At 72.1% G+C, this 22,453-nt stretch carries 21 protein-coding genes; 10 read left to right on the top strand and 11 right to left on the bottom strand.

Annotated elements, in window-relative coordinates; genetic code table 11:
• Positions 1 to 538 precede the first annotated feature (538 nt).
• Genes ACPPVO_RS06540 through ACPPVO_RS06530 form a run of 3 tightly spaced genes read right to left on the bottom strand, consistent with a single transcriptional unit; the run spans position 539 to position 3,821 of the window.
• Positions 539 to 991, bottom strand: coding sequence for a response regulator (locus ACPPVO_RS06540; protein ID WP_426510353.1), 453 nt, complete (start codon positions 989 to 991; stop codon positions 539 to 541).
• Positions 988 to 2,604, bottom strand: a complete 1,617-nt coding sequence (locus ACPPVO_RS06535) for a sensor histidine kinase (RefSeq protein ID WP_426510352.1) — start codon at positions 2,602 to 2,604, stop codon at positions 988 to 990. Before ACPPVO_RS06535 ends, ACPPVO_RS06540 begins: the two co-directional genes overlap by 4 nt.
• Entirely contained in the window at positions 2,601 to 3,821 is a 1,221-nt protein-coding gene (locus ACPPVO_RS06530) for a PP2C family protein-serine/threonine phosphatase (RefSeq protein ID WP_426510351.1), read from the bottom strand. The genes ACPPVO_RS06535 and ACPPVO_RS06530 overlap by 4 nt, the downstream gene beginning before the upstream one ends.
• 213 nt (positions 3,822 to 4,034) lie before the next feature.
• Here ACPPVO_RS06530 and ACPPVO_RS06525 point away from each other — a divergent pair, with 213 nt between their 5' ends.
• From ACPPVO_RS06525 to ACPPVO_RS06515, 3 genes are all read left to right on the top strand, one after another.
• Complete coding sequence (locus ACPPVO_RS06525) at positions 4,035 to 5,606, top strand: Na+/H+ antiporter (RefSeq protein ID WP_426510350.1); 1,572 nt, start codon at positions 4,035 to 4,037, stop codon at positions 5,604 to 5,606.
• Positions 5,603 to 5,860 (top strand): UBP-type zinc finger domain-containing protein, encoded by a 258-nt coding sequence (locus ACPPVO_RS06520; protein ID WP_426510349.1) that lies wholly within the window; start codon positions 5,603 to 5,605, stop codon positions 5,858 to 5,860. Before ACPPVO_RS06525 ends, ACPPVO_RS06520 begins: the two co-directional genes overlap by 4 nt.
• A 170-nt stretch (positions 5,861 to 6,030) precedes the next feature.
• On the top strand, positions 6,031 to 7,071 hold the full coding sequence (locus ACPPVO_RS06515; protein WP_426510348.1) for a DedA family protein: 1,041 nt from the start codon (positions 6,031 to 6,033) through the stop codon (positions 7,069 to 7,071).
• 719 nt (positions 7,072 to 7,790) lie between these two features.
• On the opposite strand, the gene ACPPVO_RS06510 is transcribed toward ACPPVO_RS06515, so the two are convergent.
• From ACPPVO_RS06510 to ACPPVO_RS06495, 4 genes are all read right to left on the bottom strand, one after another.
• Positions 7,791 to 9,146: a dipeptidase gene (locus tag ACPPVO_RS06510; protein ID WP_426510347.1), complete on the bottom strand. Its 1,356-nt coding sequence runs from the start codon at positions 9,144 to 9,146 to the stop codon at positions 7,791 to 7,793.
• A gap of 235 nt (positions 9,147 to 9,381) precedes the next feature.
• A complete protein-coding gene (locus tag ACPPVO_RS06505) occupies positions 9,382 to 10,467 on the bottom strand; it encodes a M48 family metallopeptidase (RefSeq protein WP_360381021.1) in 1,086 nt (361 codons plus the stop codon).
• Positions 10,464 to 11,138: a uridine kinase family protein gene (locus ACPPVO_RS06500; protein WP_426510346.1), complete on the bottom strand. Its 675-nt coding sequence runs from the start codon at positions 11,136 to 11,138 to the stop codon at positions 10,464 to 10,466. Before ACPPVO_RS06500 ends, ACPPVO_RS06505 begins: the two co-directional genes overlap by 4 nt.
• Positions 11,135 to 12,673, bottom strand: a complete 1,539-nt coding sequence (locus tag ACPPVO_RS06495; protein WP_426510345.1) for a cobyric acid synthase — start codon at positions 12,671 to 12,673, stop codon at positions 11,135 to 11,137. Before ACPPVO_RS06495 ends, ACPPVO_RS06500 begins: the two co-directional genes overlap by 4 nt.
• Positions 12,674 to 12,803: 130 nt before the next feature.
• Here ACPPVO_RS06495 and ACPPVO_RS06490 point away from each other — a divergent pair, with 130 nt between their 5' ends.
• The 4 genes from ACPPVO_RS06490 (at position 12,804) to ACPPVO_RS06475 (ending at position 17,204) form a co-directional block, all read left to right on the top strand.
• Complete coding sequence (locus ACPPVO_RS06490) at positions 12,804 to 13,778, top strand: cobalamin biosynthesis protein (protein ID WP_426510344.1); 975 nt, start codon at positions 12,804 to 12,806, stop codon at positions 13,776 to 13,778.
• 710 nt (positions 13,779 to 14,488) lie between these two features.
• Complete coding sequence (locus ACPPVO_RS06485) at positions 14,489 to 15,055, top strand: hypothetical protein (protein ID WP_426510343.1); 567 nt, start codon at positions 14,489 to 14,491, stop codon at positions 15,053 to 15,055.
• 443 nt (positions 15,056 to 15,498) lie between these two features.
• Positions 15,499 to 16,551 carry a sensor histidine kinase gene (locus tag ACPPVO_RS06480; protein WP_426510342.1) on the top strand — a complete coding sequence of 351 codons (1,053 nt, stop codon included), beginning with the start codon at positions 15,499 to 15,501 and terminating at the stop codon, positions 16,549 to 16,551.
• Positions 16,548 to 17,204 (top strand): response regulator transcription factor, encoded by a 657-nt coding sequence (locus ACPPVO_RS06475; RefSeq protein WP_360381038.1) that lies wholly within the window; start codon positions 16,548 to 16,550, stop codon positions 17,202 to 17,204. The genes ACPPVO_RS06480 and ACPPVO_RS06475 overlap by 4 nt, the downstream gene beginning before the upstream one ends.
• A gap of 49 nt (positions 17,205 to 17,253) precedes the next feature.
• On the opposite strand, the gene ACPPVO_RS06470 is transcribed toward ACPPVO_RS06475, so the two are convergent.
• Positions 17,254 to 17,514, bottom strand: coding sequence for a hypothetical protein (locus ACPPVO_RS06470; RefSeq protein WP_426510341.1), 261 nt, complete (start codon positions 17,512 to 17,514; stop codon positions 17,254 to 17,256).
• A 103-nt stretch (positions 17,515 to 17,617) separates the two neighbouring features.
• Here ACPPVO_RS06470 and ACPPVO_RS06465 point away from each other — a divergent pair, with 103 nt between their 5' ends.
• Together ACPPVO_RS06465 and ACPPVO_RS06460 are read left to right on the top strand one after the other, a co-directional pair.
• Positions 17,618 to 17,884: a DUF4287 domain-containing protein gene (locus ACPPVO_RS06465; protein WP_426510340.1), complete on the top strand. Its 267-nt coding sequence runs from the start codon at positions 17,618 to 17,620 to the stop codon at positions 17,882 to 17,884.
• Between the two features lie 9 nt (positions 17,885 to 17,893).
• Positions 17,894 to 18,667, top strand: a complete 774-nt coding sequence (locus ACPPVO_RS06460) for a MerR family transcriptional regulator (RefSeq protein WP_426510339.1) — start codon at positions 17,894 to 17,896, stop codon at positions 18,665 to 18,667.
• Positions 18,668 to 18,685: 18 nt separating this feature from the next.
• Here ACPPVO_RS06460 and ACPPVO_RS06455 read toward each other — a convergent pair whose 3' ends face one another.
• Positions 18,686 to 18,868, bottom strand: coding sequence for a hypothetical protein (locus ACPPVO_RS06455; RefSeq protein ID WP_426510338.1), 183 nt, complete (start codon positions 18,866 to 18,868; stop codon positions 18,686 to 18,688).
• A gap of 5 nt (positions 18,869 to 18,873) precedes the next feature.
• The gene (locus ACPPVO_RS06450; RefSeq protein WP_426510337.1) at positions 18,874 to 19,251 is read right to left on the bottom strand and encodes a hypothetical protein; all 378 of its coding nucleotides are present in this window, start codon (positions 19,249 to 19,251) and stop codon (positions 18,874 to 18,876) included.
• A gap of 760 nt (positions 19,252 to 20,011) precedes the next feature.
• On the opposite strand from ACPPVO_RS06450, the gene ACPPVO_RS06445 reads away from it, so the two are divergent.
• Positions 20,012 to 20,209, top strand: a complete 198-nt coding sequence (locus ACPPVO_RS06445) for a hypothetical protein (protein ID WP_360381053.1) — start codon at positions 20,012 to 20,014, stop codon at positions 20,207 to 20,209.
• A 100-nt stretch (positions 20,210 to 20,309) separates the two neighbouring features.
• On the opposite strand, the gene ACPPVO_RS06440 is transcribed toward ACPPVO_RS06445, so the two are convergent.
• Complete coding sequence (locus tag ACPPVO_RS06440) at positions 20,310 to 22,364, bottom strand: cellulose binding domain-containing protein (protein ID WP_426510336.1); 2,055 nt, start codon at positions 22,362 to 22,364, stop codon at positions 20,310 to 20,312.
• Positions 22,365 to 22,453 lie beyond the last annotated feature (89 nt).

Here is a 22,453-nt window from a genome sequence, read left to right as displayed (position 1 = left end):
GGGATGAGTCGGAAATGTCGTGGCGCGGAGCGCCCGACATTTCCGGGCAAACGGGAAACCGCGCCTCAGTCCCGCGCCAACGCGGCGTAGCGCGCGCCGACATATCGCGGCGAACAGGAGACACGGCTCAGCCCTGCCGCGGCAGCGTGGCGCACGCGACACATCGCGACGCCCCAGCCCCGCGATCACGGCGCGGAGCGCTCGCCGCTTCGTGGCGGGCGGGAGACGCGCCCTCAGCCGCGCGGCGGCAGCTTGACCACGCTGACGCGGCGTGGCGCGCGCGACATATCGCGACGCCCCAGCCCGCGATCGCGGCGTGGAGCGCTCGCCGCTTCGTGGCGGGCGACGCGCCCTCAGCCGCGCGGCGGCAGCTTGACCATACTGACGCGGCGTAGCGCGCGCGACATGGCGCGGCGAACAGGAGACGCGGCTCAGCCCTGCTGGCGGCAGCGTGGCGCGCGCAACATTTCGCGACGCCCCAGCCCCGCGATCGCGGCGTGGAGCGCTCGCCGCTTCGTGGCGGGCGGGAGACGCGCCCTCAGCCGCGCGGCGGCAGCTTGACCACACTGACGAAGAACTCGTCGATCTGGCGCACCACGGCGATGAAGCTGTCGAAGTCGACCGGCTTCGTCACGTAGGCGTTGGCGTGCAACGAGTAGCTGCGCAGAATGTCCTCGTCCGCCTGCGAGGTCGTCAGCACCACGACCGGAATGCGCCGCAGGTCCTGGTCCTCCTTGATGACCTGGAGCACCTCCCGCCCGTCCACTCGCGGCAGGTTGAGGTCCAGCAGGATGAGGTCGGGCCGGGTCGCCTCGGCGTACTTGCCCTCGCGGCGCAGGTACGCCAGGGCCTCCTCGCCGTCCTGCACCACGTTGAGCTTGTTGCGGACCTTGTGCTCGTCGAACGCCTCCTGCGTCATGAGCACGTCGCCCGGATCGTCCTCGACCAGCAGCACCTCGATGGGCAGGGATGCTTCGACGGGGGCGGTCATGACGCGGACTCCTCAGCGAGAGAGGGAACGGAAACGGGATCGAGCGCGGGAACAGGATCGGGATCGGGTGCGGGAAGAGGCGCCGGCAGCGTGAACCGGAACAGCGTACCTTCGCGGGGCAACGGATCGATCCAGATCCGCCCGCCGTGGTACTCCACGATCTTCTTGGCGATCGCCAGGCCGATGCCCGTGCCCGGGTAGGTCTCCTTGGCGTGCAGCCGCTGGAAGATGACGAAGACCTTGTCGGCGAACTCGGGCTCGATGCCGATGCCGTTGTCCTCGACGCTGATCTCGAACTCCCCGTCGCCGGTGGGCGTGCTGTCGATCACGATCCGCGGCGGTACGTCGGGCCGGCGGAACTTGATCGCGTTGCCGATGAGGTTGCTGAACAGCGCGCCCAGCAGTGGCTCCTCGCCGCGCACGACAGGCAGGTCGGTGAAGATGATCTCGGCGTTGGTCGCCTCGCGCTGAGCGTCGAACTGCGCGGCCGCGTCGAGCACCACCTTGTTGAGGTCGACCTCGGCGAACCCGTTGGTCAGGCGGCCGATACGGGAGAATGCGAGCAGGTCGTTGATGAGCCGCTGCATGCGCTGGGCCCCGTCCACCGCGAAGGCGATGTACTGGTCCGCGCGCTCGTCGAGCTGCCCGGAGTACCGCCGCTGCAACAACTGGCAGAAGCTCGCCACCTTGCGCAGGGGCTCCTGCAGGTCGTGGCTGGCCACGTAGGCGAACTGCTCGAGGTCCCGGTTGGACCGGGTCAGCTCGGCCGCCTGCTGCTCCAGCATGGCGTTGGCCTCCTCGACGAGCCGGCGCGCCTCCTGTACGTCGGTGAGGTCGGCATTGATCCGCCGGCGCATGGTGTCGACGTCGTCGGCCAGCGCGGACAGCTCCGGCGGGCCGGAGCTGCGGATCGCGTAGTCGTAGTCGCCGCCGGCCACCCGCCGCACCTCGCCGGCCAGGTCGGTGACGGGGCGGGTGACGAGGCGGCGCAGCAGCAGCGCCAGCGCGACGCCGGCCACGACGACCACGACGGCGGCGAAGATGAGCAGGAGCACGAGCACGTCGCCGCTGCTGCGGACCCTCCCGGCGACCTCGTCGCGGCGCTTCTCGAGCTGGCCCGAAAGCGCGGCGATCTGCGCGGAGGCGTCGTTGTAGACGGCCCGCGACTGCTCGGTCGGGGCGGCCTTGTCGGGATCCACGCCATTCGTCCGCGTCTGGGCGATCAGCGGCTCCGTGACTTCGCTGCGGTACCGCGCCGTCGCCCCCGCGATCCCGTCCACGGTGCTGAGCAGCGCGGGCTCGTCCGCCAGCAGATTCCGGGTGTCGGCGAGGATCGCGGCCTCCTGGCCCTGCGCGTCGCGGTAACTGTCGAGGTCCGTGTCCTTGCCCGTCAGCAGGAACGTGCGGACGCTGGACTGCTGGCGCAGCAGCTGGGAGTACAACCGCTCGGCATTGACGAGAGCGGGGGTGAGGTGGTCCATCACCTGCTCGGTCTCGCTGCGGTTGGCGGCGGCCGTCGCGGTGGCGCTGACCGCGATCACGACCAGGAGGCCGACGACGACGGCGCACAGGGCGGTGATGCGCCGCCACAGCGACCAGGCAATGGGGTTCATGAAGTCCTCGAGGGGGTCAGCACGAGCACGGCGATGTCGTCCTGGACGGGGCCGCCGTTGTGGGCCTCGGCCTGCAGCGTGAGCCAGCCCGGCAGGTCGCGGGGCTCGGCGCGCATCGGGCCGGTCAGCACGCGGCACAGCCCTTCGACACCGAGACGGTCGCCGGGCGGCGCGTCCGGGCCGGCCGCGCCCTCGATCAGCCCGTCGGTGTACAGCAGCAGCGACCACTGCCCCGTCGGGCTCAGCGGGATGTCGGCGGCCGGGCGCGCCATCCCCGGGATGACGCCCAGCACCAGGCCCGGGTCGACCTCGCACGGCACCGCGCCGTCCCCGGTGATCAGGATCGGCGGCGGGTGGCCGGCCAGGCGGATGCGCGCGATCCCGGCGCGGAAGTCGACGGTGGCCACCGCCACGGTCGCGAACAGCTCGTCGGTGCGGCGCTCGGCCACCAGTACCTGCTCCAGCGAGTCGAGGATCTGCGCCTCCGGCACGCCGGCGAGCACCAGGGCGCGCCAGGCCACGCGCAGCGCCACGCCCAGCGGCGCCTCGTCGACCCCGTGGCCGCAGACGTCGCCGATGAGCAAATGCAGCCGGTTGCCGCCGTCGGCACCGATCGCGTCGAAGAAGTCGCCGCCCAGCAGGGCCCGGTCGCGGCCGGGGCGGTAGATGTTGAACAGCTCGGCGGGCACGTCGCGCATCAGGGGCTGCGGGAGCAGGCCGCGCTCGAGGCGGGCCGACTCGGCCTGGCGCAGCTCCGACTCGCGCAGCAGCCGGGCCTGCTCGTCGGCGCGCTTGCGCTCGACCGCGTAGCGCACGGCCCGGGCCAGGCCGGCCCCGTCGACCGCGCCCTTGACGAGATAGTCCTGTGCACCCTCGGCGACGGCGGCGGTACCGAGATGCTCGTCCTCCAGCCCGGTGAGCACGCACACGGCGGCGCCGGTGACGTGCTGCAGCACCTGGCGCAGCCCGTCGAGGCCGCTCGCGTCGGGCAGCCCGAGGTCGAGCAGGATGCAGTGCACGTCGCGGAAGCGGGGCCGCGCCTCGCGCATGGTCTGCGCGATGTCGACGTCGAACGGCGCGTCGGCCTCGGCGAGCAGCTCGCGGACCAGGAACGCGTCGCCCGGGTCGTCCTCGACCAGCAGCACGCGGATCCGCTCTCCGGCCATCGGTCCGATGCGGCGGCCGCGAAGATCAACCGTCGTGCTGACGTCGGCCATGCTCACACCCGCCCGGGGGACGGACGTATTTGCCGCGCAGCACACATGAGGACGATCCTCCCCTAGGTCACGGCTTGCTGCATGTGCGGGTGCAGTCTCTCAGGCCCGGGGCCGCTCGCGCACGCGCCGGTCACTCGTGCGGTTTCCCGGGGGCCCGTGTGGTGCCCGTCACTCGTCACAGTGGCCGACGGCGGCCTGGATAAGCTTCGCCCCGTGCACGGGCTCGGGAACATCGTCGGACTTATCGCGGTCGTCGTCGCGACCTCGGTGCTGGCGCGCCGCATCGGCGTGCTGTCACCGATCCTCCTGGTCGTCGTCGGCATCGTGATCTCCTTCGTCCCCGGGGTGCTGGAGATCGAGCTCGACCCGGAGGTCGTGCTCATCGGCATCCTGCCGCCGATCCTCTACGTGGCGGCGCTGGAGACCTCGGTGCCGGCGTTCAAGTTCAACCTCCGCCCGATCCTGCTGCTCGCGGTCGGGTTGGTGCTGTTCACCACGGCGGCCGTGGGGTTCACGCTGAAGATGCTGCTCCCCGACGTACCGCTGGCCGCCTGCCTCGCCCTCGGCGCCGTGGTCGCACCCCCCGACGCGGTCGCCGCCACCGCCGTGGCCCGCCGCATCGGGCTGCCCCGGCGGGTGGTCACCGTCCTGGAGGGCGAGAGCCTCATCAACGACGCCAGCGCCCTGGTCACGCTGCGGGTCGCGGTGGCCGCGGCGGTCGGCGAGGCGGTCGACGGCTGGTCCATCACCGAGCAGGCCTCCATCGCGGTCGTCGGCGGCGTGGCGTTTGGCGTGGCCGGCGGCCTCCTCATCGGCTTCGTGCACAAACGGGTCGCGAACCCGCTCATCGACAACGCGGTGTCGCTGCTCACGCCGTGGGTGGTGTTCCTGCCGGCCGAGTCCGTGCACGCCTCCGGGGTCGTCGCGGTCGTCGTCTGCGGCCTCTCGCTCGGTCACCGCATGCCCACGCTCATGTCGGCCGCCTCCCGCCTGCAGATGGACGCCTTCTGGCGAATGGTGAAGTTCCTCCTCGAGGGCGCCGTGTTCCTCCTCGTGGGCCTGCAGCTGCGCGCCCTCGTCGCCGACGTGGAGCGCTCGTTCGCCTTCACCATGGGCGCCCTGGCCGCCGTCGTCGGCGTCGTCATCGTGGCGCGGATCGTGTGGCTGTTCCCCACCACGTACCTCACCCGCCTCTTCCCCCGCGTCCGCAGCCGCGGCCCGGCGCCCTCGCTGGCCGGCCCGGCCGTCATCTCCTGGGCGGGCATGCGCGGGGCGGTCACCCTGGCCGCGGCGCTCTCGCTGCCCACGGCGCTCGCGAACGGGGTGGGGTACCCCCGCGGGCTTTTCGTGATTCTGGCCTTCGGCGTCATCGTGGCCACGCTGGTCCTGCAGGGCGCGACCCTGCCGACGGTCGCGCGCTGGCTCAAGGTCCCCGGCGACGACCAGACCGAGGACGCCCTGGCCGAGGCGTCGGTGCAGCACGAAGCCTCGCGCGCCGGCAAGGCCCGCCTCGAGGAGATCGCCGGCGACGCGCCCGACGGCGTCGTGGAGCGCCTGCGCCAGATGGCCCTGTCGCGCTCGAACCTGGCCTGGGAGCGGCTGGGCCGATCCGACCGGGAAACGCCGTCCGCCGCGTACGCGCGCCTGCGCCGCGAGATGCTGAGCGCGGAGCGCGAGGTTTTCCGCAAGGCGCGGGACTCCGGGCGAATCCCGGAGGAGACGCTGCGCCAGGCGCAGCGCGACATGGACCTGGAAGAGTCACTGCTCGAGCGGGGGGACCTGTGACCTGCGTGCATCTGGAGACGGCGGAGAAGGTCGAGCCGCCGGCGGTGGACGGCTGCCCGGAGTGCGTGGAGGGCGGGTTCACCGACTGGGTACATCTGCGCCAGTGCCTCACCTGCGGCCACGTGGCGTGCTGCGACTCGTCCCCGCGCCGGCACGCGACCCAGCACTTCCTGGTTCACCACCACCCGGTGATGCAGTCGATCGAGCCGGGCGAGAGCTGGCGCTGGTGCTTCGTCGACGAGACCCTCGGCTAGGTTCGCCCGGGCGGCTTCCCACCTGCGTGTATGCGTGTTCACAGCTCCTTCAAAGGAGACGCGGGACACAATCGTGTTCAGTTGGGCATGCGGTGGAGTGCACTCGTGTTGCCATGGTCAACGGGGGAACCGATGGGCAATGTAAAGGGGCGGGCCATGGCGAGTCCGAGATGGTAAGCACGGTGCTGGACCTCGTGTCCACGCCGGGCGTGCTCTACGCCACGGTCCTCGTCCTACTCACGATTGACGCCTTTGTTCCGGTCGTACCGGCTCAGGCCCTCATGATCGGCGGCGGCATCCTTTCCGCCTCCGGCCACGTCCAGCTCGTGCTGCTCGTCCTGTCCGGCGCCGTCGGCGTGATCGCGGGCGACCTGCTGGCTTTCCTCGTCGGCCGCCGCCTCGCCCGCCGGGGCGAGCGCCGCCACCGCCGCGAACTACCCCGCAGCGCCGCGAAGGTCACCGCCTGGCTCCACGACGCCATGCAGCGCCACATCTTCCTCGCCGTGCTCTTCTGCCGCTTCGTCCCCGCGGGCCGCATGGTCACCGCGCTCTACGCGGGCCGCAACGGCTTCTCGACCCGGCGCTTCGCCTCGTACGACGCGGTGGCGGCGATGCTCTGGGCGTCGTACGGCGCACTGCTGGGCCACTTCGGCGGCGAGGCCATGGCCGAGTCCTCCTGGCTGCCGCTCCTGCTGATCGGCGCCGCGGCCCTGCTCTTCGTGGCGGCCGCCCCGTTGCTGGGCCTGGCGGGCCAGCTACGCAAGCGCAACGCCGCCGCGGCGGCAGCAGCCGCCCTGGCCGCCGACCCAACAGCGGACGCGACCGCCACCGTCATCGCGGAGGCCACCACCGCAGACGCGACTCTTGTCGCGGGCTCGACTGTTATCGCGGGCTCGACCCTTGTCGCGGGCTCGACCCTTGTCGCGGGCTCGACTCTTGTCGCGGGCTCGACTCTTGTCGCGGGCTCGACTCTTGTCGCGGGCTCGACTCTTGTCGCGGGCTCGACTCTTGTCGGGGTCGCGACCGCCACTGCCGCCGCGACCCCGTCCCCGAGGCGCCCGATGCGCATCTGCCGCCGCCGCTCCGCCATGGAGACCTTGGCCGCGGTGGAGCCCTTGGCCGCGATCGAGGTAATGGCAGCCGCCGAGGCCGTGGCCGCCGCCGAGTCGGTGGTGGTCGGGGTCAACGGCCTGGAGTCAGCCGCCCAGTAATCTCCCGGCCGCGCGCTACCTTCGGCTGCCGAACCAAGATCGAGGCATACTTGCCCGCCACCGACTCGGCGGCGGGCAAGTCCGACGGCCTGGAGTGGAGTACGCCGCCCAGCGACCTACGCCGCCGAATACAAGACCAAGGCCATACTGTGCCCGCCGCCGAGTCCGTGGTGGCAAGCCCACGACCTGAAGTCAGCCGCCCAGCCGACTCCCCACGACGCGCCGCCCCACCGCCCCACGACGCGCCGCCCCACCGCCCCACGACGCGCCGCCCCACCGCCCCACGACGCGCCGCCCCACCGCCCCACGACGCGCCGCCCCACCGCCCCACGACGCGCCGCCCCACCGCCCCACGACGCGCCGCCCCACCGCCCCACGACGCGCCGCCCCACCGCCCCACGACGCGCCGCCCCACCGCCCCACGACGCGCCGCCCCACCGCCCCACGACGCGCCGCCCCACCGCCCCACGACGCGCCGCCCCACCGCCCCACGACGCGCCGCCCCACCGCCCCACGACGCGCCGCCCCACCGCCCCACGACGCGCCGCCCCACCGCCCCACGACGCGCCGCCCCACCGCCCCACGACGCGCCGCCCCACCGCCCCACGAAAAGTCCGACACTTCGTGATCGGACTTTTCGGATTTATACCCCGACAGGGCATACACCCGCTTCAACGAAAATGCCCGGCGCAGCAGCACCGGGCATCTCGCGAGTTCGGTCAGGCGGACAGCCGCGAAACCTTGGACAGCAGCAGAGCCTCCGCGATGCACACACGCTCGAACTCCGCGATGTGCAGGCTCTCGTTCGGCCCGTGCGCGATCGTGTCCGGGTCCTCGACGCCGGTCACGAGGATCGCGGCCTTCGGGAACAGCTCCTGGAACGTCGCGATGAACGGGATCGAGCCCCCGATCCCCATGTCGACCGGCTGCGCCCCGTCCCAGGCGGCCGTGAACGCCTCGCGCGCCGCGTCGTACGCGGGGCCCGTCGCATCGATCGAGCACGGCTCGCCGAGCTGCTCGAGCTCGATTGTCACGCGTGCACCCCAGGGCGCGTTCCGGCGCAGGTGCTCGGTGACCGCGTCGTACACCCGCTGCGCCGAATCCCCGGGCGCGATCCGCACACTGAACTTCGCCTTGGCCCGCGGGATCAGCGCGTTCGGCGCACCCGACGTCGGCGGGGCGTCGATGCCGAGGATCGAGATCGCGGGGCGCGTCCAGAGCCGTTCGACGAGGCGTCCGGTACCGATGAACTGCACCCCCTCGAGCATGCCGGCCTCCTCGCGGAAGCGCTCCTCGGGGTAGTCGAGCGGGGCCGAGGGCGTGCTGAGCAGTCCCTCGACGGCCACGTTCCCGTCGTCGTCGTGCAAGCTGGCGATGAGGCGCGACAGTGCGATCAACGCGTCGGGCACCGGGCCGCCGAACTGCCCGCTGTGCACGGCGTTACGCAGCACTTGTACCTCGACGAACCCGTTCACGATCCCGCGCAGCCCGGTCGTCAGCGCCGGCTGGCCGATGTCCCAGTTCCCGGAGTCCGCGATCACGATCACATCGGCGGCAAGATCGTCGCGGTACTCCCGCAGCAGGTCCTCCAGCGACTCGGACCCGTACTCCTCCTCGCCCTCGATGAACACCACGACCCCGACGGGCAGGTCGTCACCGAACGCCCGCAGCGCCGCGACGTGCGCCATGACGCCGGCCTTGTCGTCGGAGACCCCGCGTCCGTACAGCCGCCCGTCGCGCTCCACCGGCTCGAACGGGTCGCTCTTCCACTGCTGCAGATCCCCGACGGGCTGCACGTCATGGTGCGCGTACAACAGCACGGTGGGCGCCCCGGCCGGCGCCGGCCGGCGCCCGATGACCGCCGGCTGCCCGCCCTTGCGCACGATCCGCACATCGGGCAGCCCGGCCCCGCGCAGCAGCTCCGCAACGGCCTCGGCGGAGCGCTCGACGTGGCTGTGGTCGAATCCCGCAAACGCAATGCTCGGAATCCGGACGAGCGCCTCCAGATCGGCGCGCACACCCGGCATCTCCCGCCGGATCGCGGCGCGAAGTTCTTCCTCGGTTCGCACAGTCATACGCAGAACTTACTGCGCACCGCGCAGCCACGCGCGAACCGCCCTGATTCCGAAGCCCCGAACCCAACACGAACCGGAACCCCGAACCCGGCAACCCTCGAAGGGCGACCGCCACCAAACTCGAGGCGAACCGACAACCCCTCAAAGCGCGCCCTCCGCCGCCGAGCAGGCTGCCCTCGAACCGTGGCCGCCCCGGGAGCGAATCCCACCCGCGACGGCCTCCTTCAAGCCCCGCCTACGACTCGGCCGTCCGCGGCTCGCCTCCGTCCGCACCGTCCCCGCGCATCCAGCCCCGCATCCGTCCCGCGCCCGCGCCGACCCACCCGCCGACGTCCGCCGCGCCGTCCCCGAGCTTGCGCAGCAGCGACACGAGCGGGTCCTGCGACCGGCTGAACGCCTCCCGGTACGAGGCCGCCGCCGCCTTGATCTCCTCGGTCACCGACGCATTGCCGTCGTCATCGCGCCGCGGGTAGTCGCCGGACAGAATCCGCTGGTACTCCCCGCTGTCGATCCACGCCCGCACCTCGGCCGCCCGCGCCACCGGCATCGGGTGCGACCGGGCGGTCACCATCCGGATCTTGATGAGGCTGTCGCGCAGGTCTCCGGCCCGGTCGAACTCGGCCGCCTGCTCCAGGAACGCCGTCGTGTCGACCTCGGACAGGTCCCCGCCGCCGGCGAGCTTCATCGCCAGCCGCAGCGACGCCGCCGGGTCCTGGCACGCGAGCAGCCCGGCGCGGTCGGCGGAGAGCTCGGCCTTGCGCCACCACTCCATTAGCGCGGCCACGATCGCGCGCAGGACCATCGACCCGACGGGCAGCCAGGCCAGCCGGATCGCCCAGTCCGTCAGGATCATGACCATCGTGCGGTAGACCGCGTGCCCGCTCACCAGATGCCCGAGCTCGTGCCCGAGCATGCAGCGCAGTTCCTCGTCGTCGAGCAGCTCGACGGAGCCGGAGTTGACCACGATGAACGGCTTCGACATGCCGATACACATGCCGTTGATCGACCGGTCCTGCTGCACGAACAGCTCCGGCAGCTCGGCCATGTCCAGCGTGGCCGCCGCCTCGGCGAGCAGCCGGTGCACCCGCGGATACTGCCGGTGGTCCACCCGGATCGCGTTGCCGAGGAACTGCAGCCGCCACGCCCGCTCGTTCCACAGGGCGTGCAGCGACTTGAGCACGTCGTCGAACCCGCGCAGCTCTCGCAGCGCCACCAGGGCGCCCCGGTCGGCCGGATGCTCCCAGGCCCGGGAGCTGATCCCGGTCAGCACCACCCGCCGTCGTACCGGAGGATTACCGCTCTGCGCCTCGTCAGTGCTCATCCGCTCCGCTCCTCCCCGTCCGACCCGCTCTCCGGATCGTCCCCCAGTGTTGCGTGGGCCGTCCACCCGCTCGGGCCGATGATGTACTCAATTTCCGGATCATGGGCCTCCGCCGAAGCCCCGTCGACCAGCACGTCCACCGCGAGTTCGGGTCGATCCTCCGCAAAGTGCCCGTCCTCGGCGGCCATCCACCGCTCCCACTCGCCCCGCAGCGCCTCCCCGTCGCGCTCCAGCCCGCGGCCCAGCCGCAGCTCCCGCGGCGCCCCGACCAGCACCGCGAGCGTCAGGTCGGCCCGCATCGCCGCCGACGCGCTGCCCACCCCCTCGACCACGAGCACGTCCGGCGGCTCGACCGGCGTCCATTCGTCCCCGAGCCGCCCCCTCCCCCAGTCGTACCGTCGATAAGCCCCCGCCTCCCCCCGCCGCAGCGGTTCGAGCACCCACTCGCGCATCCGCGGTTGCCAGGCGAGCAGCTTCGCCCACCCGTCCAGGAGGTCGTCGGTGTGCAGCACGCTCACCCGCCGCGTCCGCCCCAGCTCGCGGGCCAGCCGCCCCGCGAACGTGGTCTTCCCGGCCCCGGCCCGCCCGTCGACCGCCACGACCCGGACGGCCCCGACCCGGGGCGGCCGCTCCAGCACCGTGCCGGCCAGCGCCCGGTACGTCCCCTTCATCGCAACCCCGCCGTGACCATCGGCAACCCCTTGGGCGCGCCGTCCTCGATCAACCGCCACAGCGCCGAGGTGTCGAGATGCTCCTCCACCAGGTCGCCCAGCACGTCCACGGTCCGCTCCCGTAGCGCCGCGAACGACGTGTCCGGCGCCACCTCGAACCCTTGTCGCCCGGCGAGCCGGGCCGCCTCGGCCAGAAACGCCCGCCGGAACCCGTCCGACTCGAACGCCCCGTGCCAGTGTGTCCCGAACACGCTCCCGACGACCGCCCCCTCGCCGGTGCCGTCCGGAAGCCTGATCAGCGGCCGTTCCGCGCCGCGGGTGACCTGCCCGTGATGGATCTCGTACCCCCGCACCGGCACCCCCTCGAACGCCGTCCCGCTCGGCAGCGCCAGCGTCTTGTGCTCGGCGAACGCGATGTCGACCGGCAGCAGCCCGAGCCCCGCGACACTGCCCCGCTGGCTCTCCACCTCGTCGTCGATCCGCTCGGCCAGCATCTGGAAGCCGCCGCAGATCCCCAGCACCGGCCGCCCCGCCTTGGCATGTCGGACGATCGCGTCGGCCAGCCCCCGCTCCCGCAGCCAGGCCAGGTCGTCCACAGTGGACTTGCTGCCGGGCACGACCACCAGGTCGACGTCGGCCAGGTCGGCCGCCTCCACCGTCAGCCGCACCTGCACCCCCGGCTCGCACGCCAGAGCCTCCGCGTCCGTCGCATTGGACAGACGCGGCAGCCGTACCACGGCCACCCGCAACCACTGGCTCCCGCGCGCCGGCGCCGGCCGTCCCAGCACCCGCCCGTCGTACGCCAGCGAGTCCTCCGCATCCAGCCACAGGTCGTCGGACCACGGCACCACCCCGAGCGTCGGCCGCCCGGTGAGCTCGGTCAACGACTCCACGCCGGGCCGTAACAGCCCCGCGTCGCCCCGGAACTTGTTGATCACGAAGCCGCTCACGAGCGCCTGGTCCTCGGGTTCGAGCAGCGCGACCGTCCCGAACAGCGCCGCGAACACCCCGCCCCGGTCGATGTCCCCGACCACGATCACCGGCAGGTCGGCGGCCCGCGCGAGCCCCATGTTCGCCAGGTCCATCGCCCGCAGGTTGATCTCCGCCGGGCTGCCCGCCCCCTCGCAGATCACCACGTCGTGGCGCCGCCGGAGCTCGTCGAGCGTCTCCAGCACCGTCGCGCGGAGCCGGTCCTTGATCTCCGCGTAGTTCGCGGCGCCGATGTGCCCGACCGCCCGCCCCAGCACGATGACCTGACTGCGCCGGTCCGACCCCGGCTTGAGCAGCACCGGATTGAACCGGACGCTCGGCGCCAGGCCGCACGCGACCGCCTGCAATGCCTGCGCGCGCCCGATCTCACCCCCGGTGCCGTCGGGCTCGATCGCCACCGCCGAGTTGTTCGACATGTTCTGCGCCTTGAACGGCGCGACGTTGACTCCTTGCCGGTGCAGCCACCGGCAGATGCCCGCCGTCAGCAGACTCTTGCCCGCATCCGACGTCGTTCCCGCAACGAGCAGACCACCCTTGCCTTCCACGCCGCCCATTCTGGACCCCGGGTATGACACAAAATCGGTCCGACCACTTTCCGTAGTCAGAAAACTTCGCAGTGTCACCTCCGTGCGGGCGGTCCGAAAAACTGTCAGACGCCCCCGGTACGGTCGCAGCATGAAATTTTTGGCAGGCGCACGGGCCGATGCGGCCGGGATCGTGATCGGCGCCGCGCTCGACGCGGTGTTCGGCGACCCGCGCCGCTGGCACCCGGTCGCCGGCTTCGGCCGCTTCGCCGGCGCGGTCGAGCGGCGGCTCTACGCCCGCACGCGGTGGGCCGGCACGCAGTTCACGGCGATCACGGTCGGCGTGCCGGTCCTCGCCGCCGCGGCCGCCGCGCGCCTGACCCGCAACCGCCCGCTGGCCCGCACGGCCCTGGTCGCCGTGGCCACATGGTCGGCCCTCGGCGGCACCAGCCTCGCCCGCGAGGGCCGGATCATGGCGGCCAAGCTGCACGCCGGCGACCTGCCCGCCGCCCGCGCCCAGCTGCCCAACCTGTGCGGCCGCGACCCGGCCGGCCTGCAAGCGCCCGACCTGGCCCGCGCCACCGTCGAGTCCCTGGCCGAGAACACGTCGGACGCCGTCGTCGCCCCGCTCTTCTGGGCCGCCGTCGCCGGAGTGCCCGGCATCGTCGGATACCGGGCCGTGAACACACTCGATGCCATGGTGGGTCACCGTTCAGAGCGATATGCCCGCTTCGGTACCGCCAGCGCCCGCCTCGACGACGCCGCCAACCTGGTTCCAGCTCGCCTGACGGCCGCCCTCACGGTCGCCGCCGCCCCCCTCGTCGGCGGCCGCCCTTCCCGCGCCCTGCACACCTGGTTACGCGACGGCTCCCACCACCCGAGCCCCAACTCGGGCCAGTGCGAGTCCGCGGCCGCGGGCGCCCTGGGCGTGCGCCTCGGCGGCCGCAACGTCTACGGCTCCCGCGTCGAGGAGCGCCCCCACTTGGGCGACGGCAACCCGCCGACCCCGTCCGACGTGCGCCGGGCCGCCACTCTCACCCTCGCGGTCGGTACCGCGGCGGTCGCCCTGGCCGCGGCCACCCGCCTGGCCGTCGCCCACCACCGCCACCGCCGAAAACGCACCTAGACGTCTGCTCCGTCGCCCGGTCGCCGTCGCGCCGTCGCCCCGCCGCCGCCCGCCCCGCCGCCGCCTGCCGCCCCGCCGCCGCCTGCCGCCCCGCCGCCGCCTGCCGCGCCGCCGCCCGTCGCGCCGCCGCCGTGGCCCGTCGCGCCGTGGCCGGCCGCCGTGGCCCGTCGCGCTGTCGGCCGTCGCGCCGCCGCCCGTCGTCCGCGCCCGTCGCCCCGTCGCCGTGGCCCGTCGCTGTGGCCCGTCGCGCCGCCGCCCGCCGCGCCGCCGCCGTGGCCCGTCGCCGTGGCCCGTCGCGCCGCCGCCCGCCGCGCCGCCGCCGTGGCCCGTCGCGCCGCCGGCCGTCGCCCCGTCGCCGTGCCCCGTGGCCCCGTCGCGTGGCCCATCGCGCCGTCGCGCCGTCGGCCGTCGGCCGTCGGCCGTCGCCCATCGCTGCCACCGCCGAAACACGCTTCGCCATCGCCGAAGTACCACCGAAAACCCCGCATAGCCCTCGCTGAAGTCTCGCCGCTCCGCATGGGCCGCCGCGCCGTTGCGTCTCGCCGAGTGCCGTCGCCGGATCGTCACAATTTGATAGACTGACTGTGGTGAATATGTACGCATATGAGTGAGTGCATGTCGGCGAATGGGGCGGCGCCTGTGCTTCTAGCAAGCAGATGGCGCAAAAACAAGAGCTTGTCTCACATCCGTCACGGTCTTACCTTGCACTCGTGCAGCCCGTGCTCCTCCCCGTTCTCGCACCGCTCCGCGACTTCCGTCGCGACGATGTGCATGCGCCCGTGCTCGATGAGTTCATGGGCGGTCTGGGAGTCGGCTACAGCTACGGCCCACCGTTCGGCCAGCGTCTCGTCACGTGGGCCGACCTGCAACGCATGGAGCTTCCCCGCCGAATGCTGCGCCGCCAGGCCGCGTACCACCTCGACGCACGACTCGGTGCCGTTGGCGTCCACGGACAGCCACCGGCGCTCATGCTCAACTTCGAGGGCATCGCCTCCAGCCTTCTGCTCGCCGAAGGCCTGTGGGCGAGCCTCGAGCGGTCCGTGCCCGGCGAGCTCGTCGTCGGGGTACCGGCGCGGGACGTGGTCATCGTGACCGGCTCCAACTCGCCACCCGGCCTGGCCAAGGTGCGGCGCGCGGTGGACCGGGTCTTCTTCGCCGGTGACCGCTACCTGCTGTCGCGCAAGATGCTCGTCCGGCGGCGGGGTATCTGGGAACCGTACGTGCCCAGCCAGGCCCCCACGCGCGAAGCTGCGTTCTCCGACACCGCGCTGTTCTAGACACCCCGGCCGGGACGGCGACGCCAACGGTCGCCCCCGGATCGGCATGGCACCGCAGCTGCGACGGCGGCGATCCGCGTGGCACCGCGTCGACGGCACCCGCGATCGTCGTGGCACAGCGACGGCGACCGGCGCGACACCGCGGCGGCGCGCGTGGCACCGAAGCGACGGCACCCAGGATCGGCGTGGCACCGCGGCGACGGCGACGGCGATCGGTGTGGCGCGGGGCGACGGCCTGCGTGGCGCCCGTGGCGGCGGAGTGCGTGGCGCCCGTGGCGGCGGAGTGCGTGGCGCCCGTGGCGGCGGAGTGCGTGGCACCGTGGCGGCGGAGTGCGTGGCACCGTGGCGGCGATGGCGGCGTGCGTGGCGATGGCGAAACAGCGGCGGCGGCGGCGTGGCGGCGGCCCGGATCGGTTTGGCGCCGTGGCTACTAGGATTCTGGCGTGCGGCGGGATTGGCTGCTCGCGGGCGGGTTTGCGGTCGCGGTGGCGGTCGGGGGATGGCGCGCGGGGCTGATCCAGGAGGCGCCGCGAGGGCTGGACGTGGCCGGGTTCGGGCTCATGGTCGTGGCCGCGCTCGGACTGGGGCTGCGCCGCGTTGCGCCGCTCGTGCCGTTCGGTGTCGCCGTCGGGGTCAGCTCGGTGTATGTGCTGCTCGGGTACCCCTTCGGGCCGATTCTGCTCACCATTGTCTGGGCGATGTTCGAGTACGCGCGGCGGCGCCCGCTGCGGGAGTCGGCGCTCGCGCTCGGGGTGGGGGCGGGCGTTTCGGCGCTCGCGGTACTGCCGCGTTTGAACGGGCACCTCGATCTGCTCGCGTTCGGGCTTCTGCTCTGGGGGGCCTGCTGGCTGGCGGTGCCCTGGTCGCTCGGGGCGCTGGTGTACATGCGGCGGCAGGCGCTCGTTCGGGAGCGGGCCGAGCTCGTGCGGCGGGCGGTGCTCGAGGAGCGGATCCGGGTCTCGCGGGAGGTACACGACGTGGCCGGGCACGGGTTCGCAGTCGTGGCCATGCAGGCCGGGGTCGCGCTCGTCGTGCTGGACGAGCAGCCGGGGCAGGCCCGCGACGCGCTGCGGGCGATCCGGGACACGAGCCGTGCGGCGCTGGACGAGCTGCGGGCGGTGATCGAGAACATCGACGCGCCCGCGGACGTGGACGCGCTCGTGGAGCAGGTGCGGGCCGGTGGGGTCGCGGTCGAGCTCGACTACGACGGGCTCGTGGGGGCCGGCGAGCGTCAACGGCGCATCGCGTACGAGGTCGTCCGCGAGGCGCTCACCAATGTGCTCAAGCACTCGCCGCTCGCCCGGGCGTCGGTGTCGGTACGGCTGGACGGTGGTGAGGTGGCCGTGACGGTCAGCAACGACGGCGAGGTGGCCGGACGCGTGGAGAGCGCCGGGCGGGGGATCGAGGGCATGCGGGAGCGGGTCGAGGGCGCCGGGGGGTCGTTCGAGGTGCGGCGGGGGCCGGGATTTGCGGTACACGCGAGGATTCCGAAATGAGCGAGCGCATCCGCGTGGTCGTCGTCGACGACGAGGCGCTCATCCGGGGCGGGCTCCGGCTGCTCATCGCGCGTGAGGGCGATCTCGAGCTCGTCGGCGAGGCCGGGGACGGGGCGGCGGCGCTCGAGGTGCTCCGGCGGACCCGGCCCGATGTGGTGCTGCTCGACATCCGGATGCCCGAGGTCGACGGGCTGGCGGTACTGCGGGAGATCGCCGGCGACCCCGCGCTGCGCGGGACGCGCGTCGTGGTCGTCACGACGTTCGAGACCGACGAGAACGTGTTCGCGGCGCTCGAGGCGGGGGCGGCCGGGTTCCTGCTCAAGGACGCCGAGCCGGCCGAGCTCATCCGGGCCGTCCGCGTGGTGGCCGGCGGGGAGGCGCTGCTGTCGCCGTCGGTCACCCGGCGGGTGATCGCGCGGTTCGGGCTGGTCGGCGGGCCGCCGCCCGTGGCGATGGATCGGCTCACCGAGCGGGAGCGGGAGGTTGCGGCCTGGGTCGCCACCGGGCGGTCCAACGACGAGATCGCCGCCGAGCTGGCGGTCAGTCCGGCGACGGTTCGGACCCACGTCGGGCGGGCGATGGTGAAGGTGAACGCGCGGGACCGGGCCCAGCTCGTGGTGATGGCGATCCGGGCCGGGCTGAGGATCCGGTAGCGGCGCGAACGTCAGGAACCGGCCGGCTGGGTCGCGATGCGGCCGCGCGTCAGGAGCCGGCCAGATCGGTCGCGATGCGGCGCAGGACGTCGGCCGCGGGCTCGCCGGTGTGGCGGGAGTGGTCCAGCAGGATCAGCGCGGCCAGGTTCGTCATCCCGGTGAAGGCGCGGCCGACATCCGCCACCGCGTCCTCGTCGCCGATCATCTGCTGCAGGTAGCCGCTGCGCGTTGCGCCGTCCTGGGGGGCCTGGAAGAGCAGGGTCAGCACGCCGATGGCGTTGCGGGTGTCGTCCAGGCGGCGCTCGTCCATGGCGAACACAGTACGGCCGAAAAAGGTTGGCGGACCTGTCGAAAGCGCGCGGTTGACTTCGACGCAGGGGTGAAAGCAGGCCCGAAGGCGAAGGAGAACCGCGATGTCGTTCCAGGCTTACATCGACGCGCTCGAGACCAAGACCGGCATGACCCCGCGCGCGCTGCTCGGCGTGGCCGCGGCCCGCGGGCTGGAAGGGCCGCAGGTCAGGGCGGGCGCGGTCATCGACTGGCTCAAGGAGGACTACGGCGTCGGGCGGGGGCACGCGATGGCGCTCGTGCACGTGATCAAGAACGGGGTGAAGATCCCGGGCAAGCACGTCGGCGGCGCCGACACGGTCTGGTTGGACGGCAAGGCCGCCCGGCGCTAGAACTACTGCGTGATCACGATCGGCCAGCTCGCGGCCTACGCAGGGGTGACGACGAAGGCCGTGCGCCACTACCACGAGCGGGGGCTGCTGGAGGAGCCCGAGCGGGACTCCTCCGGCTACCGCCGCTACGGCGCCGAGCACGCGATCGCGCTGGTGAAGATCAGGACGCTGGCCGAGTCGGGTGTACCGCTCGCACGCATCCAGGAACTGCTCGCGGCCGGGCCGGAGGAGTTCGCGGCGGCGGTGGCGGAGATCGACCGGGTCCTGCGCGAGCGCGCCGAGGAGCTGCAACGGGCCCGTGAGCGTATCGCGCGGCTGGGCTCCGGCGACCGGCTGTTCGTGTCCGAGGAGGCGGCCGGGTTCCTCGAGGCGCTGGCCGAGTCGGGGGTGAGCGCCCGCACGGTGCAGATGGAGCGGGACGTGTGGATCCTGCTGCAGTCGGTGTCGCCGGCGGAGGCGCGGATCTGGCTCGCGGACAAGCTCGCCGCGTTCGAGGACCCGGAGTTCCGGGCGATCTACCTTGTGTACGACGCGGCGTTCGAGTGGGCGGCGGACGATTCGCGGCTGCCGGGGCTCGCGGAGCGCACGGCGGCGTGGATGCTGGAGCGGCCAGAGCCGGAGATGACGCAGGATCCGGCGATCGCGCAGCTGGTCGCGGCGACCGCGGGGCTGAACTCCCCCGCGTGGACCCGGCTGACCGAGCTCACGCGGCAGGCGGCCACCCGGGCCACGACGGCACGGCAGGAGCAAAAGCAAGAGCAAAAGCAAGAGCAGACGCCGTAGGCCAGGGAAACACCGGGCTCAGGCCACTTGCCGCAACGGGCAGCGCGCCGGCGCCGACTCCTCGATCTCCGGCACGGCCTCGACGCCGTGCACGCGGCCCTCGATCACGTGGCCCTGGATCAGCCCCATGAGCAGGTGCTGCGGCACCCGTTCGTAGCGCACGTCCATGGGTTCCCGGCGGATGATGAGCGTCCAGCGCATGGAATTCAGCCTCGCTCTCTGCGGGTTGACGGCTTGAGGAACTTCAGGCCGGTGAAGAGCACCCCGGCGCCGACGGCCACCGCGAGCAGCAGGCCGAGCGGGTTCGGGCCGTCGTCGTCGCGGCTGACCACGGCGACCACGGTGAGCGCCGCGATGGCGGGGATGACGCTCGCCCCGAAGGCCAGCGTCGGCCCGAGGTCGGCCCGGACCCGGGCCGCCCACGACACCGCGATGCGCAACGGCGTCACCACGGCCTCGGCCCGCAGCTCGTCCTGCGGCTGCAGCGGCGGCTCATGGGCCTTCCGGGTCGGCATTTCCGCCGACAGGTCCAGCTGATCGTCAGCCTCCGGCTGCGGCTGGCCACCCTCAGTGGAAGTCGTCACCCTTGGGGCTCCTCCATCGTCGAGCGGGTCGGGTAGCCGGCCCGTTGCAGGATTGGCACACGCCTATCCCGGACGGCTACGCCGTTGCGCTGTGTAGCCGTCTCGCGAGGGAGCCTAACCGATCGACATCACAATGCCTACAGATTCAGTCACATCTCAATATGTCTTTTGGTCCCACAAAACTGCACGTCACAGTCCATCACCGCGCCGTAACAGGGCGTACGCAGGTGAGATCCACTCACGATCGCGAAGCTGGAGATCCGCACCTGTTGGTAGTAGGCAAATATACGGAGCGTATGAACGAAAGTCGCCCGCCAGACGGGTGAGACCGGGTGAAATGGCTGTTCGGGGCGGCATTCAAGTACTCCCAGCCGTGGACGCAGGACGCCTGTACGGCTAGCGTTAGCCCCACATGACGCACACCTAGTGCGACTAATACGCGCATCGGGGGTTGAACCGCGAGGTTGAGGGTCACGTACCGATTACAGGAGGCGTTCGGTATGGCAGGCTCTACCTCAGGTAAGAAGCCACACACCCACGGTGACCAACAGAAGAGCGACGCCTCGTGGGCCGAGGCGCCGCTCCTGTCCAGTCCACGATCAAGCCGAGGACAGACATCATGAGTGTGCTACACAACGTGTCGAAAGAAACACAGATCGATGCCGATGGTCGGAATGCTGACACTCCGCGGCGGGGTTCCAAGCAACCGCCGCAGCCGCCCGAGCGCAGCTCCGCGCACACCGGAGGGTCGCTGACGCGCGTGACCGCCAACTTCACGCCCCGCGGCATGGCGGCCCTCGACCGGGTGTCGGAGAAGACCGGCGACTCGCGCACCGACGTGCTCAACCGGGCCGTCATGGCGTACGAGACGCTGCTCGAACTCATCGAAGAGGGCGACGGCCGCTCGCTGCGCGTCAAGATCGGCGACGAGGTCCGAATCCTGCATTTCCTGGGCTGAGCGACTGGGCCGAGCGACCGAGCTGAGCGACCGAGCCGAGCTACGACGAAGCGCCGCGGACCGGCCAAGGTTCGCGGCGCTCGTCGTCGTGCAGGGTCGATCAGCCGGCCGAGCAGACGTTCCCGTTCAGCGTGAACGCCGCCGGCAGGATGTTCGGGCCGTTGTAGGCGCCCACGAAGCCGACGCTCGTCGTCGCCCCCGGCGCCAGGTTGGTGTTGAAGTCCGCCGGCGTCACGCGGACCGTCGCGCCCGTCTGCGTCCAGGTGCCGTTCCAGCCGCTGCTCAGGCTCTGCCAGCCCGTCGGCCACGAGAACGTCAGCGTCCAGTTGTTTATCGCGGCGGTACCGGTGTTGGTGATGTCGATGTTCCCGACGTACCCGTTGCCCCAGTCGTTGGCGTCCGTGAACTTGACGCTGCACGTGCTCGTCGCCGGGGCGCCCGTCCGGAACGTGAGCGGCGGCGAGGACCAGCTGGCCCGGCCCGAGCCGTCGCGCGCCACGATATTTATGGTGTACCGCGTGCCGGGCGTCAAATTGCCCGCCGTGTACGACGTCGACGTGGTCTCGCCGAGCTGCTCGGAACGGGCGCCGACCTGCCGGTACACCTCATATTTCACGCCCGCCTGCGAGGCCGGCCAGGTGAGCGTCGCCGTGCGGTCCGTGACGGCCGTCGTCGACGGGCGGCCCGGCGCCTTCGGGGCGTTCGCCTGCGACGTGGCCGGGTGCAGGGTGAGCACGGTCAGCGAGTACGGCGCCAGGGTCTGCGCCGCCGCCGTGCCCGTCTGCGCGCTGGTGATGCCGCTCGCGCCGTTCAGGTACGACTCGACCGCCGGGGCCGCCGACGAGGGGGTGTACCCGTCATAGGCGATCTTCACCGCGTGGCTGTTCGCCGGGTCCATGTTCACGAGCAGCAGCGTGAGGTCGCCGTTGGCCCGGCGCGCCGCGTGCGCCGCGACGAGCGGGTCATCAGTACCGGCGCGGATGAGCTGGTCGCCGGGGCGCGCGAAGGAGTGCATGAGCTTGAGCGCGTGGTACGGCGCGAACGGGGTGTTCTTCGCCGGCTGGCAGACCGTCCCGTCCGAAGTACAGTTGCCGCTCGAAAGCATTCCGAAGTCGCCGTAGTCGGTCTGGCCGGCGACGGTGCTCACGGTGCCGATGCCGTTGTGCACGTCCCACCAGTCGACGGTGAAGACGCCGTTCTCGATCATGGCGCTGTAGGTCTGGGCCAGGAACAGCGCGCCCGGCTGGGTGTTCTGCCCGACGCCCACGTTCGTCTCGGTGAGGCTGATGCCGATGCGGCCGGAGCCGGCCCCGGCGTACTTCGCGATCTGGTCGCGCACCACGTACATGATGTCGTCGATCTGGCCCGGCTTGGCCAGCGCGTCGGCCTCGCCGTTGCCGCCGGGGTACCAGTGCAGGTCCACGAAGTCGATGGACGGGCCCGCGATCGACAGCACGACCTGGTTCCAGGAGCCCGTGTCGCCGCCCCCGACGAGCGCGTCGGGCCAGTTGGCCGGCGTGGTGAGCACCGCGCCGATCTTGATGTTGGGGTCGACGGCCTTCATCGCCTGCGAGTACGCCACGACCTCCTCGGCGTACTGCTTCGGGCTCTTGTCGGCGTGGTCGTCGGCCTCCCAGGCGGTGCCGTAGTGGCCGTTGCCGTAGTTCTCGTTGCCGATCGTCCACCAGTTGGCGTGGTAGCCCTTGGTGATGTTCGCGTACCGCACCCAGTCCGCCGCCTCCTGCGCGGTACCGGTGCCGTAGTTCGCGATGATCATCGGCTGGGCCCCGATGCGCTGGGCGCCGGCCATGAACGTGTCGAAGTCGGTGTTCGGGGCGACGTACCCGCCCGGCGCGGTGTGCGTCTGCCAGTGGTAGATGTCGGCGTAGGAGCCGCCCGGGTACCGCACCATGCCGACGCCCGCCGCGCCGAGCAGGTCGGACACGGCCGTGGTGCCGAGCTCCGAGTCCCAGATCGCGTGGTTGACGCCGAGCGCGGTGTCGGCGACGGTGGCCAGCCCGGCCCGGGTGTTGACGGTGACGTTTGTCGGTACGGGATCGGCGTACGCGCTGGACAGCGGCAGGCTGCTCAAAGCGCCGGCCGCGACGAGCAGTGCGAACGCACCGGCGGCGCGGCGCACTGAACTCTGGGGCATGGCGGCGGACCTCTCGCTCGGAGTGTGAAACGCTTCGATCCGGAAGCTGAGTCCGGCCCGGTCCGCCTTGCAAGCGCCTGCCCGGCTTG

Origin of the sequence: Dactylosporangium sp. McL0621 (assembly GCF_049995355.1) — a bacterium.
GTDB lineage: Bacteria > Actinomycetota > Actinomycetes > Mycobacteriales > Micromonosporaceae > Dactylosporangium.
The sequence above is the reverse complement of the archived record's forward strand: the minus strand, read 5'-3'. Positions and strand labels throughout refer to the sequence as shown.